Source organism: Microbacterium pygmaeum (genome assembly GCF_900100885.1).
In the GTDB taxonomy this organism is placed as follows: Bacteria; Actinomycetota; Actinomycetes; order Actinomycetales; family Microbacteriaceae; genus Microbacterium; species Microbacterium pygmaeum.
The window spans coordinates 46,322-64,888 of record NZ_LT629692.1 but is presented as its reverse complement, the minus strand read 5'-3'; the positions used below and the strand labels follow the sequence as shown (position 1 = coordinate 64,888).

General features: G+C 68.6%; 17 protein-coding genes. All 17 read left to right on the top strand.

Annotation, left to right across the window (positions count from 1 at the left end; genetic code table 11):
* The first annotated feature begins 3 nt into the window (after nucleotides 1-3).
* The 17 genes from BLT19_RS00335 to rpsS all read left to right on the top strand — a co-directional run bounded on the left by BLT19_RS00335 (nucleotide 4) and on the right by rpsS (nucleotide 18,559).
* Nucleotides 4-969 (top strand): AAA family ATPase, encoded by a 966-nt coding sequence (locus BLT19_RS00335; RefSeq protein ID WP_091484865.1) that lies wholly within the window; start codon nucleotides 4-6, stop codon nucleotides 967-969.
* Entirely contained in the window at nucleotides 966-2,369 is a 1,404-nt protein-coding gene (locus tag BLT19_RS00330) for a DUF58 domain-containing protein (RefSeq protein ID WP_091484862.1), read from the top strand. The genes BLT19_RS00335 and BLT19_RS00330 overlap by 4 nt, the downstream gene beginning before the upstream one ends.
* Complete coding sequence (locus BLT19_RS00325) at nucleotides 2,366-4,888, top strand: transglutaminase-like domain-containing protein (protein ID WP_231917714.1); 2,523 nt, start codon at nucleotides 2,366-2,368, stop codon at nucleotides 4,886-4,888. The genes BLT19_RS00330 and BLT19_RS00325 overlap by 4 nt, the downstream gene beginning before the upstream one ends.
* Before the next feature lie 4 nt (nucleotides 4,889-4,892).
* Nucleotides 4,893-6,323, top strand: coding sequence for a DUF5684 domain-containing protein (locus BLT19_RS00320; RefSeq protein WP_091484859.1), 1,431 nt, complete (start codon nucleotides 4,893-4,895; stop codon nucleotides 6,321-6,323).
* Nucleotides 6,320-6,973 (top strand): hypothetical protein, encoded by a 654-nt coding sequence (locus BLT19_RS00315; RefSeq protein WP_091484857.1) that lies wholly within the window; start codon nucleotides 6,320-6,322, stop codon nucleotides 6,971-6,973. The genes BLT19_RS00320 and BLT19_RS00315 overlap by 4 nt, the downstream gene beginning before the upstream one ends.
* Before the next feature lie 247 nt (nucleotides 6,974-7,220).
* Nucleotides 7,221-7,589: a 30S ribosomal protein S12 gene (gene rpsL / locus BLT19_RS00310; protein ID WP_091484855.1), complete on the top strand. Its 369-nt coding sequence runs from the start codon at nucleotides 7,221-7,223 to the stop codon at nucleotides 7,587-7,589.
* 5 nt (nucleotides 7,590-7,594) lie between these two features.
* Nucleotides 7,595-8,065: a 30S ribosomal protein S7 gene (rpsG, locus tag BLT19_RS00305; protein ID WP_056117669.1), complete on the top strand. Its 471-nt coding sequence runs from the start codon at nucleotides 7,595-7,597 to the stop codon at nucleotides 8,063-8,065.
* Nucleotides 8,066-8,181: 116 nt separating this feature from the next.
* The gene (fusA, locus tag BLT19_RS00300) at nucleotides 8,182-10,296 is read left to right on the top strand and encodes an elongation factor G (protein WP_091484852.1); all 2,115 of its coding nucleotides are present in this window, start codon (nucleotides 8,182-8,184) and stop codon (nucleotides 10,294-10,296) included.
* 156 nt (nucleotides 10,297-10,452) lie between these two features.
* On the top strand, nucleotides 10,453-11,646 hold the full coding sequence (gene tuf / locus BLT19_RS00295) for an elongation factor Tu (protein WP_091484849.1): 1,194 nt from the start codon (nucleotides 10,453-10,455) through the stop codon (nucleotides 11,644-11,646).
* A 240-nt stretch (nucleotides 11,647-11,886) separates the two neighbouring features.
* Nucleotides 11,887-12,105: an Rv0909 family putative TA system antitoxin gene (locus BLT19_RS00290; protein ID WP_091484847.1), complete on the top strand. Its 219-nt coding sequence runs from the start codon at nucleotides 11,887-11,889 to the stop codon at nucleotides 12,103-12,105.
* 450 nt (nucleotides 12,106-12,555) lie between these two features.
* A complete protein-coding gene (locus tag BLT19_RS00285; RefSeq protein WP_157681718.1) occupies nucleotides 12,556-14,973 on the top strand; it encodes a VWA domain-containing protein in 2,418 nt (805 codons plus the stop codon).
* Between the two features lie 475 nt (nucleotides 14,974-15,448).
* The gene (rpsJ, locus tag BLT19_RS00280) at nucleotides 15,449-15,757 is read left to right on the top strand and encodes a 30S ribosomal protein S10 (protein ID WP_013584016.1); all 309 of its coding nucleotides are present in this window, start codon (nucleotides 15,449-15,451) and stop codon (nucleotides 15,755-15,757) included.
* An 8-nt stretch (nucleotides 15,758-15,765) separates the two neighbouring features.
* Complete coding sequence (gene rplC, locus BLT19_RS00275; RefSeq protein ID WP_091484842.1) at nucleotides 15,766-16,425, top strand: 50S ribosomal protein L3; 660 nt, start codon at nucleotides 15,766-15,768, stop codon at nucleotides 16,423-16,425.
* Nucleotides 16,426-16,429: 4 nt separating this feature from the next.
* Nucleotides 16,430-17,092, top strand: coding sequence for a 50S ribosomal protein L4 (gene rplD, locus BLT19_RS00270; RefSeq protein WP_091484840.1), 663 nt, complete (start codon nucleotides 16,430-16,432; stop codon nucleotides 17,090-17,092).
* Nucleotides 17,089-17,400, top strand: coding sequence for a 50S ribosomal protein L23 (rplW, locus tag BLT19_RS00265; protein WP_091484837.1), 312 nt, complete (start codon nucleotides 17,089-17,091; stop codon nucleotides 17,398-17,400). The genes rplD and rplW overlap by 4 nt, the downstream gene beginning before the upstream one ends.
* A gap of 25 nt (nucleotides 17,401-17,425) precedes the next feature.
* Nucleotides 17,426-18,265, top strand: coding sequence for a 50S ribosomal protein L2 (gene rplB / locus BLT19_RS00260; RefSeq protein ID WP_091484834.1), 840 nt, complete (start codon nucleotides 17,426-17,428; stop codon nucleotides 18,263-18,265).
* 12 nt (nucleotides 18,266-18,277) lie between these two features.
* Entirely contained in the window at nucleotides 18,278-18,559 is a 282-nt protein-coding gene (rpsS, locus tag BLT19_RS00255; protein WP_091484831.1) for a 30S ribosomal protein S19, read from the top strand.
* Nucleotides 18,560-18,567: the final 8 nt, after the last annotated feature.

Sequence of the window (18,567 nt, the reverse complement as noted above, 5' to 3'; positions counted from 1 at the left end):
AGCATGACCATCACGCAAGAGCAGGCCACGTGGTTCGAGCAGACGTTCGGCCAGCTGGCCGACAACGTCGAGCGCGCGGTCCTGGGCAAGCGCCGGGTCATCGAGCTGGTCCTGACGGCTCTGCTCAGCGAGGGTCATGTCCTGCTCGAAGACGTTCCGGGGACCGGCAAGACCTCACTGGCGCGCGCGATCGGGCAGTCCGTGCAGGGGACCAATACGCGCATCCAATTCACCCCCGACCTGCTCCCCGGCGACATCACCGGCATCACCGTGTACGACCAGAAGACGGGCACTTTCGAATTCCACTCCGGTCCGATCTTCGCCAACATCGTGCTGGCTGACGAGATCAACCGCGCCAGCCCCAAGACGCAGTCCGCGCTCCTGGAGGTCATGGAGGAGGGGCACGTGACGATCGACGGGGTCACGCGCAGGGTCGGGGTTCCCTTCCTGGTCCTGGCGACGCAGAACCCCATCGAGCAGGCCGGCACCTACCGACTGCCGGAGGCGCAGCTGGACCGGTTCCTGATGCGCGCGTCGCTCGGCTACCCCGACCACGCCGCCACCGTCCGGATCCTGGACGGCGCGGCCGTCTCGACAGATGTCCTCACACCGGTGATCACCCCGCAGGCGCTGGTGGGCATGGCCGATCTGGCAGCGTCCGTCTACGTCGACGCCCTGGTGCTGGACTACATCGCGCGCCTCGTGGACGGGACCCGCTCAGCCGACGAGGTGCGCCTCGGCGTCAGCATCCGCGGCGCTCTCGCCCTCACGCGCGCGACCCGGACGCGCGCGGCCTCGCAGGGGCGCACCTACGCCACACCCGACGACGTGAAGGCGCTCGCGGTCCCGGTGTTCTCGCACCGGCTGATCCTGCACCCGGAGGCTGAGTTCGACGGCGTCACCCAGGAAGCCGTCATCGGCCAGGTGCTGCTGGATGTCGCCCCGCCCACCAGCCGCGAGGTCGTATGAGTCCCGACCCTCGCATCACCCGCACGCCGACGTCGACCTCGAGCCGGCCCGGGTCGGCGAGCTTCAGCGCGACGACCCTGACCGGCAGCACGCTGACGCGCACCGAGGTGACCTCGCGGGTGGGCGATCGGCGCATCGTCCGCGCGGCCGTGTGGGGAACCCGCGCTTGGCGCGCCACCGAGCGCGCCGCACGGGAAGCCGTCTCCTGGGCGGCCGCGACGCTGCGGCCGGCAGGCGCGCTGGTGCTGCTGACCGCGACGGCGGGTCTGGGCCTCGGGATCGCGTTCGGGTGGGTCGAGTGGATGGTCGCGGGCGTGATCGCCCTGCTGCTGCTGGCGATGAGCGTGCCGTTCCTGTTCAGCGCACGCTCCTACGAGGTGGACCTGGCGCTCGCGCACGAACGCATCGTCGCCGGCGAGGGCGTGACCGGACAGATCGTGGTCCGAAACGACGGCACGCGCACCGCGCTGCCGGGTCGGATCGACATCCCGGTCGGCGCGGGGCTCGTCGAATTCGGGGTGCCGATGCTTCGCCCAGGGCACGCAGTGACGCAGCCGCTGGAGATCCCCGCGCTGCGCCGCGGCATCGTCGCCGTCGGCCCCGCGACCACGGTCCGCAGCGACCCGGTCGGCCTCCTGCGCCGCGAACACGCGTTCGATGACGTCCACGAGCTCTTCGTGCACCCGCGGACCGTCGTCCTGCCCTCCACGAGCGCCGGGGTGATCCGCGATCTCGAGGGCGCCCCGACGCGGCGCCTCGTCGACGCCGACATGTCCTTCCACGCGATCCGCGAGTACGCGCCGGGCGATTCGCGTCGGCAGGTCCACTGGAAGTCCACCGCCAAGACCGGTCAGCTGATGGTGCGCCAGTACGAGGAGTCCCGACGCTCGCGCATGGCGGTGGTGCTCGGCGATGCGGCGGCGGAGTACGCGGATGCCGATGAGTTCGAGCTCGCCGTCTCATCCGCCGCCTCCCTCGGCCTGCGCGCGGTCCACGACGCGCGCGATCTGGACATCGTGACCGGCTCCGAGATTCCGCGCGTCGTGCGTGGGCGCCTGCGCGCTATCCGGCGCCTCCCCGCCCCGTCCCGCCGCGCACTGCTGGACGGGTTCAGCGGCGTCGAGCTGCTGGAGAGCACGATGCCGGTGGAGGCGATCTGCGCGCTGACCGCCGAGACAGCCGACCAGCTGTCGATCGCGTTCGTGGTGGCGGGCTCGCGGGTGACGCTGAGCCGCCTGCAGCGGGCGGCGCTCTCGTTCTCGGCCGACACGACCGTCGTCGGCGTGATCTGCGACGAGCGAGCGCACCCCCGCATGCAGGCGGTGGCGGGGCTGACGGTGCTCACCGTCGGTACGCTCGATGACCTGTCGGGTCTCCTGGTGCGAGGGGCGACGTCGTGAGCATCCTCCGCTCCGACGACCGGCAGATGGCGGCGAGCGAGCCGCGGTTCGCTCCGCGCATCGCCGTCGGCTCGGCGTACTTGGGTGCCGTCGTGATCATCGCGGCCGTCGCGGCGTGGCCGATCTACCGCTCGGCGTCGCTGGTCGTCCTCGTCGCGGTCTCCGCTGTCGTCGCCACCGGGATCGCCGGGTTCGCGCGGTGGCGCGGGTGGGGTGCCGGCCGCGTCGCCCTCGCGCTGGCCGCCGCCGTCGCGGTCCTCGGCGTCCCGCTGGCGGTCCCCTCGCGACTGGGCGGGATCGCGCAGGGCGACCTGCTCGAGCTGCCGCGCGGTCTCGGCGACGTCGCCACCGGACTCGTGCTGGCATGGAAGGACCTGGTGACCGTCGATCTCCCCGTCGGGTCCTATCGCAACCTGCTCGTGCCGGCCCTCCTGATCTTCCTGGTCGGCACGTGCATCGGGCTGGTGCTGGTCTGGCGGCAGGACCGGTGGGCCTATGCCGCGGTGCCCGTCGCCCTGGTGATGATCTCGTTCGGGCTGTTCTTCGGTCGGAGCACGGTGAGTGAGCCGCTGCGGTGGGGGCCGGTTACGGTCTTCGCGCCGCTGGAGACGCTCCTGGGCGTCGCGGGACTGGTCGCGAGTCTGCTGTGGCTGTCCTGGCGAAACCGCGACGAGCGTATGGACTCGCTCCAGCGCGCCGCCGTTTCCAGCGGTGTCCGCGTCACACGCCGCCCGTCGCGCGCGGACCGCCGCCGTGTCGGGCAGGGTGCGGGGATGATCGCCGTGGCCGTGGTCGCGGCGGCGGTCGTGGTGCCGTTCGCGGCACGGGGCGCGGAACGAGATGTGCTGCGCTCTGCGATCGGTCCCGAGATCGACATCTCGTCGGCGATCAGCCCGCTGGCGGACTATCGCGACAACTTCGCGCCGAGCCGCGCCGACGACGTGCTGTTCACCGTCGGTTCGGGCCCCGGCGAGTCGCTCCCCGACCGCATTCGGCTCGCTGTGCTCGACGACTACGACGGCGATGTCTACCGCAGCGGCGGCGCGGGCTCCGTCGATGCGGCCCGCTTCGTGCGGGTGCCCGCCACGCTGGAGGCCGGTGAGGGGGAGCCCATCGAGGTGCGGGTCACGATCGGCGCCCTGGACGGGATCTGGATGCCGACCGCCGGCCGCCTGGAATCCGTGCAGTTCGACGGCACGAGGGCAGCCGCTCTCGCCGACGGCTTCTACTATCGCGCGGGCGCCGCCGCCGGGGTGCAGACCGCGGGCGGCGGCCTGGCGTCCGGCGACTCCTACCTGCTGCGCGCAGTCGAGCCCGCTCCCGCCGACCTCGCGTCGATCTCCGCTCCTGGCGAGGTGGCCGGCGCCGTGGAAGCGCCGCCGAGTCTGGTCGCGTGGGTGACGGCGCACGAGAGCGGATCGGGTGGGGCGGCCCTGCAGGGGCTCGTCGATCTGCTGCGCGACCGCGGCTACCTCAGCCACGCGCTCGCGGTCGGCGACGAGCCGCTGCCATGGATGACCGAGCTGGCGGACTACGGGTTCCAGCCGAGCGCGGCGGGCCATTCCCTTGCGCGTATCGACGCCATGTTCGCGCGGCTCCTCGAGCGCGAATCCGACCCGCGCGCGGAAGCAGCGGACAACTTCGTCGCGGCGGTCGGCGACGACGAGCAGTTCGCGGTGGCGGTGGCGCTGATCGCACAGGAACTGGGCTTTCCCGCACGGGTGGTCGTCGGAGGAGTGCTGAACTCGACGGATGCCGGGACGCCGACGTGCCGGGACGGCCAGTGCCGGCCGTCCGATCTTTCCGCGTGGACCGAGGTGCGCGCCGCCGACGGGCGCTGGGTGCCCATCGATGTGACCCCGCAGTTCGAGCAGTCGCCGAGTCTCGAAGTCGCCGAGCAGCGCGATCCGCTCAATGTGACCGAGGTGCGGCCCGACCCCGTCGAAGAGGTCGTGCCCCCCGATCCCGTGCAGGATGACACGGCGCGCGATGAGGAAACCGACGCGCAGGGCTGGGATCTCGCGTGGCTCTGGCCGGTGCTGCGGATCGGCGGACTCGCCCTGCTGGTGCTGGTGATCGCGCTGGGTCCCTTCGTCGTCATCGCCGCCGCGAAGGTCGTCCGTCGCCGCGCGCGCCGTCAGCAGCCTGATCCGACGGCGCGGATCGCCGCGGGCTGGGACGAGTACGTCGATGCGGCCGTGGATGCCGGAGCCGACCCGAGTCGCACCCTGACCCGGTCCGAGCTCGTGGAGCGCTCCGACGCCCCCGCCGGCCGCATGCTGGCGCGCGAGGCCGATCGCGCGATCTTCTCCGATGCGCCGGTCTCCGCCGAGGACGCGGACCTCTACTGGGAGGCGGTCGATGAAGAACGCACGCGTCTCCGGGAGGAGCGCGGTTTCTGGCGGGGTCTCGCCGCAACCGTATCGTTGAGATCATTCGTACGACACCTGGCCCACCCCGTGGCCGGGCCGCGCTCCGCCGAGAGGGGGAAGCGCCGGGTCATCCAGCCCGCGCGCTGAACACATGAATTCCATCAGCGCCCTTCCGATCCTGGACGCAGCGACCGCATCCGCCGACACCTCCGCGGTCCTCGGCATCACGCTCGGCTCCTTCGCCCTGGCAGGAGTCCTCTACGTGTGGACGGCGCTGGCGCTGTCAGCGGTCTTCGGCAAGTCGGGAGTGCCGGCGTGGAAGGCGTGGGTGCCGTTCCTCAACACGATCGAGCTGCTGCAGCTGGGCGGGCTCTCCGGGTGGCTGGTGCTGCTCGTCCTGTTCCCACCCGCGCTCTGGGTGGTGGTGGTGATCGCGTGCTACCGCGTGAACGTCTCATTCGGCCTCGGCGTAGGCATGACCGTGCTCGCCGCCCTGTCGCTGCCGATCTGGGCGACGGTGCTCGGATTCGGATCCGCCCGCTGGATCGGCACGCCCGCCCACGCGGCGGGCCCCGCACCCGGACCCCGACGCGGCGCAGACGGCCCGTTCGGAACGTCCGCCTCGCCGGCTGCGGATCCCCTGGCCCGGAGACTCGGCGGCCCGATCGATGCGCCGCCGCCCGCATCCCCCTCCGTCGTGTCCTCGTTCGCGCCCAGCCCGTCGCCGGTGGACGAGGTCAGCGCGCCCGCTCCTGCTCCGCTGCCCGTCTTCACACCAGCCCAGCCGCCATCCGGTCCGTCGGGCCGTGCGGACGACGACGGCTTCGACCTCGGCGCCGTGGGCGAGCTGACCAGCGGCGCGACCGACGCCGTACCGGGTGCACCCGCCCCGGTGTCGGCCATCCCGACCCGCACCGCCGAACCCGCGCTGCCGCCGGTTTCATCCGTGCCCCTCGCGTCCTTCGCCGGAGCGCCCGACGGCCAGGCTCCGGCGGCGACGCCGCCGGTCACCCGCGTGCCGGCGGCGGCTCACGCCGCCGTCGCAGACGAGCCGTGGGCGCCGCGTCGATCGGCTGCCGGCGCGGACTCGGACGCCTCGCCGTTCTCGGAGGCCTCGGCCGAGGTGTCCGCGATCGCCGGAGCGCCCGATGCCGGGTCCCCGCAGTCGGCGCGCGGATCCGTCTCGGCGCAGCACACCCGCCCCGAGATCCCCGACGAGCCGCTCGACCAGACGATCCTGACCCGCCGCAAGCGCACGGCGTGGTCGCTCGTACCCCCGGCCGGCACCGCGGTGCCCATCGGCTCGCATGTGGTGATCCTCGGCCGCAAACCCTCCGCCGATGCGGCGTTCCCGGGTGCGCAGCTGATCCCGGTCGATGACGGCACGGTCTCCAAGACCCACGCTCGCCTCGAACTCCGGGACGACCGGTGGTACATCACCGATCTGGGATCGACCAACGGCGTGCTGTTCGCGACGCTGATGGGAACCGAGATCGAGGCGACCCCCGGCGTCGAGGTGGAAGCGGGCGAGCGGTTCTACCTCGGAGATGCCGAGGTCCGGCTCCGACGGAGCGACGGATGAGCGACCTGCCCGACGACGACACCATCCGGGTCCGCCGGTCGTGGGCGGGAGCGCCGCCGGTGCCCGACGATGCCGAGGGCGACCTCGACGAGGTCACGGCGGTCTCGCGGCGTCGTGGCGCGGGCCGGGTCCCACCCGCATTCGCAGCCCCGGCCTCACCGCACGCGGCGCCGGTTACCACGGATCCCGGCATCGGCCCCCGCCGCTCGACCTACATCGACGGTCCGCTCGATACCGAGCAGGTCGACTTCGAGCCCGGCGACGGCTCCACGATCGTCGCGCGCCGTGAGTCGCGTCGTCGCGCGGCACGCGAGCCGTCGCTCGACGACGCGCCCGCTGCGCCGACCGCATCCGCGCCGCCGACTCAGCACTCACCGGGCGAGCAGGCTGTTGCCGGGCGCACCGCGCACAGCCCCGCGCACTCCTCGGAGACCTACGGCGTCCGGCGTTCCGGACCCGCGATGGCCGTGCATCGCGACGCCGGCAATGAGGCCCCCGAGCGGTCGCGGCAGACGCCGGTGGACGCGGCCGCGGTCGACGCTCGTCGCCGACGCGGTGAGCGCCGGGCGACGATCATCGTGGTCGGCACGGCGTCCGCGATCGTCGTGGCCGCGGCATCCGCTCTCATCGCCATCGTGCTCTCGCTGTGAACCTCGTCCACGTTTGACCACCCCCGCTCAGAGCGCGTATCATGGAAGGGTGTGCGCTTCCGCGCGCCGTCCGCCGTGCCATGGCACGGATGCGGTAGAGCGAAGCACCACATCTCAGGGAACCGGCCTGCGAACAGGCCACCCCCACGGCATATCCACCACTCAAGCTCGGCAGCCCTCTGTCGTGCCGGTGGATCTGTGGTGAGAACACCATCGCTGTCACCGTGCAGCACAACAAGGAGAGAACGTGCCAACCATTCAGCAGTTGGTTCGCAAGGGACGTCAGCCGAAGGTCGTCAAGACCAAGGCTCCCGCCCTGAAGTCGAACCCGCAGCAGGCCGGGGTCTGCACCCGCGTCTACACGACCACGCCTAAGAAGCCCAACTCGGCGATGCGCAAGGTCGCCCGTGTCAAGCTCCGCAACGGCACCGAGGTCACCGCCTACATCCCCGGCGAGGGCCACAACCTGCAGGAGCACTCGCTCGTGCTCGTCCGCGGCGGTCGCGTCAAGGACCTCCCCGGTGTCCGTTACAAGATCGTCCGTGGCGCCCTGGACACCCAGGCCGTCAAGAACCGTAAGCAGGCTCGCAGCCGCTACGGCGCGAAGAAGGGTTAAGGAACATGCCTCGCAAGGGACCCGCCCCGAAGCGCCCGGTCGTCAACGACCCGGTCTACGGCGCACCGATCGTCAGCCAGCTCGTCAACAAGATCCTCGTCGACGGCAAGAAGTCGCTCGCCGAATCGATCGTCTACACCGCCCTCAAGGGCGTTGAGGCCAAGAACGGCCAGGACGCCGTCGCCACGCTCAAGAAGGCGCTGGACAACGTGCGCCCGACCCTCGAGGTCAAGAGCCGCCGCGTCGGTGGTTCGACCTATCAGGTGCCGGTCGAGGTCAAGCCTCACCGCGCCAACACCCTCGCACTGCGTTGGCTCGTCAGCTACGCGAAGGGTCGTCGTGAGAAGACGATGACCGAGCGCCTGCAGAACGAGATCCTGGACGCCTCGAACGGCCTGGGTGCCGCGGTCAAGCGCCGTGAAGACACCCACAAGATGGCCGAGTCGAACCGCGCGTTCGCTCACTACCGCTGGTGAACCCCTCGACGGGCTCGGGGACCGCACGGTTCCCGAGCCTGTCGAAGGACCGGCCGCCCCACCCCGCCTGATCGTCACGAACGATCGACTGGATTCCGACAAGTAAGGAACACCCCGTGGCACAAGACGTGCTCACCGACCTCACCAAGGTCCGCAACATCGGCATCATGGCGCACATCGATGCCGGCAAGACGACGACGACCGAGCGCATCCTGTACTACACGGGAACCAACCACAAGATCGGCGAGACGCACGACGGTGCCTCCACGACCGACTGGATGGAGCAGGAGCAGGAGCGTGGCATCACGATCACCTCCGCCGCCGTCACATGCTTCTGGGACAAGAACCAGATCAACATCATCGACACCCCCGGTCACGTGGACTTCACGGTCGAGGTGGAGCGCTCGCTCCGCGTCCTCGACGGTGCCGTCGCCGTCTTCGACGGCAAGGAGGGCGTCGAGCCCCAGTCCGAGACCGTCTGGCGTCAGGCCGACAAGTACAACGTCCCGCGCATCTGCTTCGTCAACAAGATGGACAAGCTCGGCGCCGACTTCTACTTCACGGTCGACACGATCGTAGGCAAGCTCAAGGCCAAGCCGCTGGTCATCCAGCTGCCGATCGGCGTCGAGAACGACTTCGTCGGCGTCGTCGACCTGGTCGAGATGCGCGCGCTGGTCTGGGCCGGAGACGCCAAGGGTGATGTCACCATGGGCGCCAAGTACGACGTGCAGGAGATCCCGGCCGACATGGCCGACAAGGTCGCCGAGTACCGCGAGCTGCTGCTGGAGACGGTCGCCGAGACCGACGAGGAGCTCCTCGAGAAGCACTTCAGCGGCGAGCCCCTCACGGTCGCCGAGATCAAGGCGGCCATCCGCAAGCTGACCGTCAACTCGGAGATCTACCCCGTGCTCTGCGGCTCGGCGTTCAAGAACCGCGGCGTGCAGCCCATGCTCGACGCGGTCGTGGACTACCTGCCCTCGCCGCTGGACGTGCCCGCCATCGAGGCGCACGACCCGAAGAACGAAGAGATCGTCATCGAGCGTCACGCCGATCGCGAAGAGCCGTTCACGGCCCTCGCGTTCAAGATCGTCACGCACCCGTTCTTCGGCCGTCTGACCTACATCCGCGTGTACTCCGGTCATCTGGATTCCGGCGCGGCCATCGTCAACTCGACGAAGTCCAAGAAGGAGCGCATCGGGAAGATCTTCCAGATGTACGCCAACAAGGAGAACCCGGTTCCCTCGGTCACCGCAGGTCACATCTACGCGGTCATCGGCCTCAAGGACACGACCACGGGCGACACGCTCTGCGATTCGCAGCACCAGGTCGTCCTCGAGTCGATGACCTTCCCCGAGCCGGTCATCGAGGTCGCGATCGAGCCCAAGACCAAGGCCGACCAGGAGAAGCTGGGTCTCGCGATCCAGAAGCTCGCTGAGGAGGACCCGACGTTCCGCGTCGAGCAGAACTCCGACACCGGTCAGACCGTCATCAAGGGCATGGGCGAGCTGCACCTCGACATCCTGGTCGACCGCATGAAGCGGGAGTTCAAGGTCGAGGCGAACGTCGGAAAGCCGCAGGTCGCGTACCGCGAGACGATCAAGAAGTCCGTCGACCGTCACGACTACACGCACAAGAAGCAGACCGGTGGTTCGGGCCAGTTCGCGAAGATCCAGTTCGCGATCGAGCCGCTCGAGGTCACGGCCGACAAGACGTACGAGTTCGAGAACAAGGTCACCGGTGGCCGCATCCCGCGCGAGTACATCGCCCCGGTCGACCAGGGCTTCCAGGACGCCATGAACGTCGGCGTGCTCGCCGGCTACCCCATGGTCGGCGTGAAGGCGATCCTCATGGACGGCGCTTCGCACGATGTCGACTCCTCCGAGATGGCGTTCAAGATCGCCGGCTCGATGGGCTTCAAGGAGGCGGTCCGCAAGGCGAACCCCGTCATCCTCGAGCCCCTCATGTCGGTCGAGGTCCGCACGCCCGAGGAGTACATGGGCGATGTCATCGGCGACCTGAACTCGCGTCGTGGCCAGATCCAGTCGATGGACGACGCCCAGGGCGTCAAGGTCGTCCGGGCCCTGGTGCCGCTGTCCGAGATGTTCGGCTACATCGGCGACCTGCGTTCGAAGACCTCCGGCCGTGCCGTCTACTCCATGGAGTTCGACAGCTACGCCGAGGTGCCGCGCGCCGTGGCCGACGAGATCGTCCAGAAGAACAAGGGCGAATAGCCCGGAGGATGCCGGGGGTCGCGGCCCGCTGCGGTCGCAGCCCCGGCATCCATCGCACACACAACTTCACATCAGTAAGCTAGAAACAATCCCCGTAGAAATCCGGTCGCAAACCAGTGCCCGGTGGACCTACACGAATGTCCTGAGGAGGACCCAGTGGCTAAGGCCAAGTTCGAGCGGACCAAGCCGCACGTAAACATCGGAACGATCGGTCACGTCGACCACGGCAAGACCACGCTGACCGCTGCCATCTCGAAGGTGCTCGCCGACAAGTACCCGTCGGCCACCAACGTGCAGCGCGACTTCGCGTCGATCGACTCCGCCCCCGAAGAGCGCCAGCGCGGCATCACGATCAACATCTCGCATGTCGAGTACGAGACGCCGAAGCGCCACTACGCGCACGTCGACGCCCCGGGTCACGCTGACTACATCAAGAACATGATCACCGGTGCCGCGCAGATGGACGGCGCGATCCTCGTGGTCGCCGCCACCGACGGCCCGATGGCTCAGACCCGTGAGCACGTTCTGCTCGCCAAGCAGGTCGGCGTGCCGTACCTGCTGGTCGCGCTGAACAAGTCCGACATGGTCGACGACGAGGAGATCCTGGAGCTCGTCGAGCTCGAGGTCCGCGAGCTGCTCTCGAGCCAGGACTTCGACGGCGACAACGCCCCCGTCGTCCGCGTCTCGGGCCTGAAGGCGCTCGAGGGCGACGCCGAGTGGACCGAGAAGATCGTCGAGCTCATGGAAGCCGTGGACGAGTCGATCCCCGACCCGGTGCGTGACAAGGACAAGCCGTTCCTCATGCCCGTCGAGGACGTCTTCACCATCACCGGCCGTGGCACGGTCGTGACGGGTCGCGCCGAGCGCGGCACCCTCGCGATCAACTCCGAGGTCGAGATCGTGGGTCTGCGCCCGACGCAGAAGACGATCGTCACCGGAATCGAGATGTTCCACAAGCAGCTCGACGAGGCATGGGCCGGCGAGAACTGTGGTCTGCTCCTGCGCGGCACCAAGCGTGACGACGTCGAGCGCGGCCAGGTCGTCGTCAAGCCGGGTTCGGTCACGCCCCACACCAACTTCGAGGGCACGGCGTACATCCTGTCCAAGGAGGAGGGTGGCCGTCACAACCCGTTCTTCACGAACTACCGCCCGCAGTTCTACTTCCGCACCACCGACGTCACCGGCGTCATCACGCTGCCCGAGGGCACCGAGATGGTCATGCCCGGCGACACCACCGACATGACCGTTGAGCTGATCCAGCCCATCGCCATGGAAGAGGGCCTCGGCTACGCGATCCGTGAGGGTGGCCGCACCGTCGGCGCCGGCACGGTCACGAAGATCCTCAAGTAGCACCTGCGTTCCACGAAAGGCCCCCGGGTTCACCCGGGGGCCTTTCGCTGTGTCCGGGCGGTCTCAGCGGACGCGGTGGAACCCCTGCGCCACCGAGCGCATCCGGCAGCGCGCAGCCGGCAGCGCGCAGCCGGCAGCGGGCGGCAGAGAGCTCAGGCGGGTGAGAGGGGTGGCGGCGGATGCCGCGGCGCGGCCAGAATGAGGGTGAACGCCCACCGGGGGCGGCGAAGGAGCAACGCGATGGGTATCGACGACCTGGTCAATCAGGGCAAGCAGTTCCTCGATCAGAACAAGGACAAGATCGGCGAGGCGCTCAAGAGCGACCAGGCCGAGGACATCAGCGACAAGGCCCTCGACGCGGCGGCGGAATTCGTGAAGAAGGTCGCTCCGGACAGCGTGGACCAGCACGTCGACGGCGTGCGCGACAACATCGACAAGGCAGTCGGCAACGAGAAGTAGCGCCGCTTTTCGGACGGCCCGGGAGCATGCTCCCGGGCCGTTCCGCGTGCGAGCCAGAAACTCGCCGCGCCCGGTCTTGACGCATTCCGAGCGTGCGGCTACGGTCGCCCCAAGGACAGTGACGTCCGACGGGTGAGCTCTGGGGAGCCCCTTACCGCCGAACTCGTTTTCCGGGACGACCTCGATGTCTTGTTTCGTCAGTGACGCAGCGACGGAGAGTCCACGAACGTGGAGGAGGGTGTTCTGCCCCCAAGGTTTGCCCTCCTCCACCCCGGCCTCTTGCACATGTCGGGCATGTAAACAATCTGCACGCGTCAAACCGCGCGCGCGTTTCCTGCTAGCGTCGGAGCTTGGGGCAGACGTGGAGCGGCAGCGATGCCGCCCATGTTCGAAGGCAGAGCAGGTATCTGTCTGACTTCGTTATGCCATGACTCCACGAGGGAACGGGTTATGACACGGGCAGACAGAACGCCGCGAACGACACTCACCACGCGAGCCGAGCGCCGCGCGCATCAGCAGCGACTCCAGGGGCGCCGCAGCTGGCTCCGCGGAGCCACCGCGAGCGTCATGGCGATGGCGCTCGTGCTGGGCGGGACGTCGCTGGCGTTCGCATCGACCTCCAGCCCTGCTCCCGAGCCCGAGACCACGGTCTCCGTGCCGGACGCCTCGGAGTCGAGCACGCCGACGGTCGACACGGATGCCGCCGTCGTCGAAGAGGTCGCAGAGGACGACGCAGCCGCTGACCAGGCGAACGACGTCGCTGCCGAAGAGACGGTCGCCCCCGACGAGGCCTCCAAGCGGGTTCCCGCAGCAGTCGCAGCAGGGGAAGCGACGCTGCGTGTGAAGAAGCTCGGCGAGCGCACGAGTGACGGCGGCGTCACGTCGCTCGAAGGCGCGACCTTCTACGCCATCGACGCCGCGGCGAACGATCAGCCCAGCATCGACGAGACGTCGGACTTCAGCTGCACGACCGACGCCGAAGGCTTCTGCGACATCGAGGTCCCCGCCGTCTCCGGCGGAACCGGCCTGTCGACGAACGGCTACTGGATCGTCGAAGGCTCGACGACGTCGAACGGCTACACGCGCATCACCGCCATCGGCACGGGCCAGCACACCGACGCCAAGACCGACAGTGCCTACATGTTCTTCACCGGCCCGGTCAAGGACGGCGACCTCGTCGAGGTCACCGCCGAGACGGTCGCCTTCGCCAACCCGCAGACCGGGTCGACGACCGCGACCACGAAGGCCGGCGGTGTCGTCAACTCGCGCAGCAACACGGCGCTGCCCGAGTCCTGCGGACTGAGCATCGCGCTCGTGCTGGACCTGTCGCAGTCGATCGACAACACGAAGATGAAGCAGCTCAAGGCCGCTGCCAGCTCGTTCGTGGGCGACGACGGCCTGGGCGGAACCGCCTCGTCCGTCTCCGTCTACGGGTTCGGGACGAACGCGGGGCAGCTGCTGCCGTCGACGTCGCTCCAGACCTCGGGTGGTCAGGACGTCGTGAACGACGTCATCAACGCGCTGCCCAGCAACGGGTCGGGATTCACGAACTGGGATGACGCGTTCCAGAAGGTCGCATTCAACGCCTTCGACGAGCAGTACGACCTGGTCCTCTTCCTCAGCGACGGCGACCCGACGACGTACGGCCCCAACGGCTCGGCCAACATCGACACGAACGTCAGCTTCCGCAACGTGGAAGAGGGCGCGCTGTCGGCCAACGCGGTCAAGGGACTCACCGGCCCCGCAGGCGACAACACGAAGGTCGTCGGCGTCGGCATCGGCATGACGTCGAACTCCTACCTCAATCTCGCGGCGGTGTCCGGTCCGACCCAGGACGAGGACTACTACCTCACCGACTTCCCCGGCCTGTCCGAGAAGCTCCGCGAGATCGCCACGAAGAACTGCGGCGGCACGCTGACGGTCATCAAGAAGACGGTCGACGCCGAGGGCGCCACGATCAGTGAGACCACCAGCGGCTGGGCCTTCACGGGGACGACCGAGGGTGACTGGATCGCCGGTCCCGACGGTCTGACGGACGAGCTCACCCTGACCACGGGCGACTCCGGCTCGGTCAACTTCCCGCTGGACTTCGCCGGCGATGAGGGTCCGCGCGCCATCACCGTCACCGAGGACCAGCAGGCAGGCTGGACTCCGACCGACGTCGTCTGCGATGACGACATCGAGCCTTCCGGCGACGCTGCCTCGTTCACCGTCGACGTGCCGGTCAACGGCATCGTGGTGTGCACGGTCACCAACCAGAGCGGCGGAGGTGGCGGCGGCGACGTCGGCATCGAGAAGACCGCCGAGATCGACGGCGCTCCGGTGACCGAGCCGCTCGAGTCCGGTGACGCCTTCGACTATGTCCTCGAAGTGACCAACTACGGTCCCGACGCGGCATCCGACCTCGTCGTGACGGACGCCATCCCGTCGCGCCTGACCGTCACCGGCATCACCCTCCCGGCCGGCTGGACGAACGACAACGCTCCGGAGCTCGTGGGCGAGGGCAACGTCGTATCCATCAGCGGGGACACGCTGGCAGTCGATGACGCGGTGGAGATCGTCGTCTCGGTCGTCGTGAATGCTGCGGCGCCGGCACCCGAGCTCTCGCTGCTGAACGAGGCGTGCGTGACCGCAGCCGTGGATGCGGATGCGTCCAACAACTGCGACTCGGTGATCGTCACGGTCCTCGACCCGACGCCACCGCCGACCCCGACCCCGACCCCGACCCCGACGCACAGCGGCTCGCTGCCGGCCACGGGTGCGCCGGACATGGGGCTGTTCGTCGGACTCGGATTCGCAGCGCTCATCGCCGGCATCGTCGCGATGGCGATCGTTCGCCGACGCCGCGAGACCACTGAATCGAAGTAGCGCGAACGGGCGTCCCGCCCACATGGACTGAGGCCCTCCGGCAGACGCCGGAGGGCCTCATCCGGTTCGTGCAGCCTCCGTCCGCTGGGAACACGCCGTGGACGCGCCGCCGCGACACGCCCGAGTTTGCGACACGCCCGGGCTGCACGTAGACTAGGGAAGTTCCACACTCCGGTGCCGCTCCGCGTGCGCCGGATCACTGCCAGGGCAGTGCATAGGCGGCGCACACGCGCAGGGTCCTAGGCCGCAGGCAGCAGAACGACAATCCGACTCTCCACCCGGTTCCACCGGCGTGCGTCCGCGTGCGGGGGGAGACGGAGCCGGATGCCTCGGCATGCGGTTTGACAGCAGAACAGTGGTGCAGCATCCCGCAGCAATGCGGTATGCGAAGTGCCAAAGGGCGAGGGAGCATCCTCCCGCGTCCCCGTGCGTCCAATGCCCGTGAGGTATGACGCGAGAAGAGAGAGAGCAGACAATGGCGGGACAGAAGATCCGCATTCGCCTGAAGTCGTACGATCACGCCGGCCTCGACTCGTCGGCCCGCAAGATCGTCGACACCGTGACCCGTGCCGGTGCGACCGTCGTCGGCCCCGTGCCGCTTCCGACCGAGAAGAACGTCGTGTGCGTCATCCGGTCGCCGCACAAGTACAAGGACAGCCGCGAGCACTTCGAGATGCGCACCCACAAGCGTCTGATCGACATCATCGACCCGACGCCCAAGGCCGTCGACTCGCTGATGCGTCTCGACCTCCCGGCCGATGTCAACATCGAGATCAAGCTCTGAGGTTCGACATGGCTGACATCAACTCCAAGATTTCGAAGGGGCTGCTGGGCACCAAGCTCGGCATGACCCAGGTGTGGAACGAGAGCGGCAAGCTCATCCCCGTCACCGTCATCGAGCTCGCGCCCAACGTGGTCACGCAGATCCGTACGCCCGAGCGCGACGGCTACAACGCCGTCCAGATCGCCTACGGTCAGATCGACCCGCGCAAGGTCAACAAGCCGCAGACGGCCCACTTCGAGGCTGCCGGCGTGACCCCGCGTCGTCACCTGACCGAGGTCCGCACCGCGGACGCCGCCGACTACACCCTGGGCCAGGAGCTCACGGTGGACGGCACCTTCGAGCCCGGCCAGCTTGTCGACGTCGTCGGCACCAGCAAGGGCAAGGGCTTCGCCGGTGTCATGAAGCGTCACAACTTCAAGGGCGTCTCGGCATCGCACGGTTCGCACCGCAACCACCGCAAGCCCGGCTCGATCGGCGCATCGTCGACCCCGAGCCGCGTTTTCAAGGGAATGCGCATGGCCGGCCGTATGGGTGGCGAGCGCGTGACCGTCCTGAACCTCACGGTGCACTCCGTCGACGCCGAGAAGGGTCTGCTGCTCGTCAAGGGCGCCGTCCCCGGTGCCCGTGGCCGCATCGTTTTCGTCCGCAACGCAGTGAAGGGGGCTTGAGTCCATGGCTGACCAGACTCTCGCGCTCGACGTCCGAAGCGCAGACGGCAAGAAGGCAGGCTCCGTGGAGCTGCCCGCCGCACTGTTCGACGTCAAGACGAACATTCCGCTGATCCACCAGGTCGTCGTCGCGCAGCGCGCGGCGGCTCGCCAGGGCACGCACTCGACCAAGCGTCGTGGCGAGGTCTCGGGCGCCGGCCGCAAGCCGTTCAAGCAGAAGGGCACCGGTAACGCCCGTCAGGGTTCGATCCGCGCCCCGCACATGACCGGTGGTGGCATCGTCCACGGACCGAAGCCGCGCGACTACTCGCAGCGCACCCCCAAGAAGATGATCGCGGCCGCCCTGCTGGGTGCGCTGAGCGATCGCGCTCGGGGCGAGCGTCTGCACGTCGTCGAGTCCTTCGGCATCGAGGGCGCGCCCTCGACCAAGGCCGCTGCCGCCTACCTGACGAGCGTCGCGCAGACCAAGCGCGTCCTGGTCGTCATCGAGCGCAGCGACGACATCACGGTCAAGAGCGTCCGCAACCTCGCGTACGTGCACGTGCTGCCCGTCGACCAGCTCAACGCCTACGACGTGCTCGTCTCGGACGACATCGTCTTCACCAAGGCTGCCTACGACGCGTTCGTCGCGTCGAAGGCTTCCACCACCGAGGAGGTCTCGGCATGACCGACCTGCAGACGGCCCTGAACAAGGACCCCCGCGACGTCATCCTGCGTCCGGTCGTCTCGGAGAAGAGCTACGGGCTCATCGACGAGGGCAAGTACACGTTCCTCGTGGACCCGCGTGCGACCAAGACCGAGATCAAGCTCGCCATCGAGAAGATCTTCGGCGTCAAGGTCGCCGGCGTGAACACGATCAACCGCGTCGGGAAGTCCCGCCGCACCCGCTTCGGCACGGGAAAGCGCAAGGACACCAAGCGCGCCATCGTGACGCTCAAGTCGGGCACCATCGACATCTTCACGGCCGTCGGCTGAGCGCCGGAAGAAGGACGAGAGAACAATGGCTATTCGCAAGTACAAGCCCACGACCCCGGGTCGCCGCGGCTCGTCGGTGGCGGACTTCGCTGAGATCACCCGATCGACGCCTGAGAAGTCCCTCCTCCGGCCGCTGTCCAAGACCGGTGGTCGCAACAACCAGGGCCGCATCACCACGCGTCACATCGGTGGTGGCCACAAGCGCCAGTACCGCGTGATCGACTTCCGTCGCAACGACAAGGACGGCATCGACGCGAAGGTCGCTCACATCGAGTACGACCCGAACCGCACGGCTCGCATCGCCCTCCTGCACTACGCGGACGGCGAGAAGCGCTACATCATCGCGCCGAACAAGCTGTCGCAGGGTGATGTCGTGGAGTCCGGCCCCGGTGCCGACATCAAGCCCGGCAACAACCTGCCGCTGCGCAACATCCCCACGGGTACCGTCATCCACGCCATCGAGCTCCGCCCCGGCGGCGGCGCGAAGATGGCGCGCTCGGCCGGCGCCTCGGTGCGTCTGGTCGCCAAGGACGGCCCGTACGCCCAGCTGCGTCTGCCTTCGGGCGAGATCCGCAACGTGGATGCCCGCTGCCGCGCGACGATCGGCGAGGTCGGCAATGCCGAGCAGTCGAACATCAACTGGGGCAAGGCCGGCCGCAACCGTTGGAAGGGCATCCGCCCGACCGTCCGCGGTGTCGCGATGAACCCGGTCGACCACCCGCACGGTGGTGGCGAGGGAAAGACGTCCGGTGGACGTCACCCGGTGACGCCGTGGGGCCAGAAAGAAGGCCGCACCCGTCACGCCAACAAGGAAAGCGACAAGTACATCGTCCGTCGTCGCAACGCCGGCAAGAAGCGCAAGTAGGAGTAGAGGAAGATGCCACGCAGTCTTAAGAAGGGCCCCTTCGTCGACGAGCACCTGCTTCGCAAGGTCGTCGTCCAGAACGAAGCGGGATCCAAGAACGTCATCAAGACCTGGTCACGCCGGTCGATGATCGTGCCGGCCATGCTCGGCCACACGATCGCCGTCCACGACGGTCGCAAGCACATCCCCGTGTTCGTGACCGAGACCATGGTCGGCCACAAACTGGGCGAATTCGCGCCCACCCGCACCTTCCGCGGCCACGAGAAGGACGACAAGAAGGGCCGTCGCCGCTAGGCGATGCG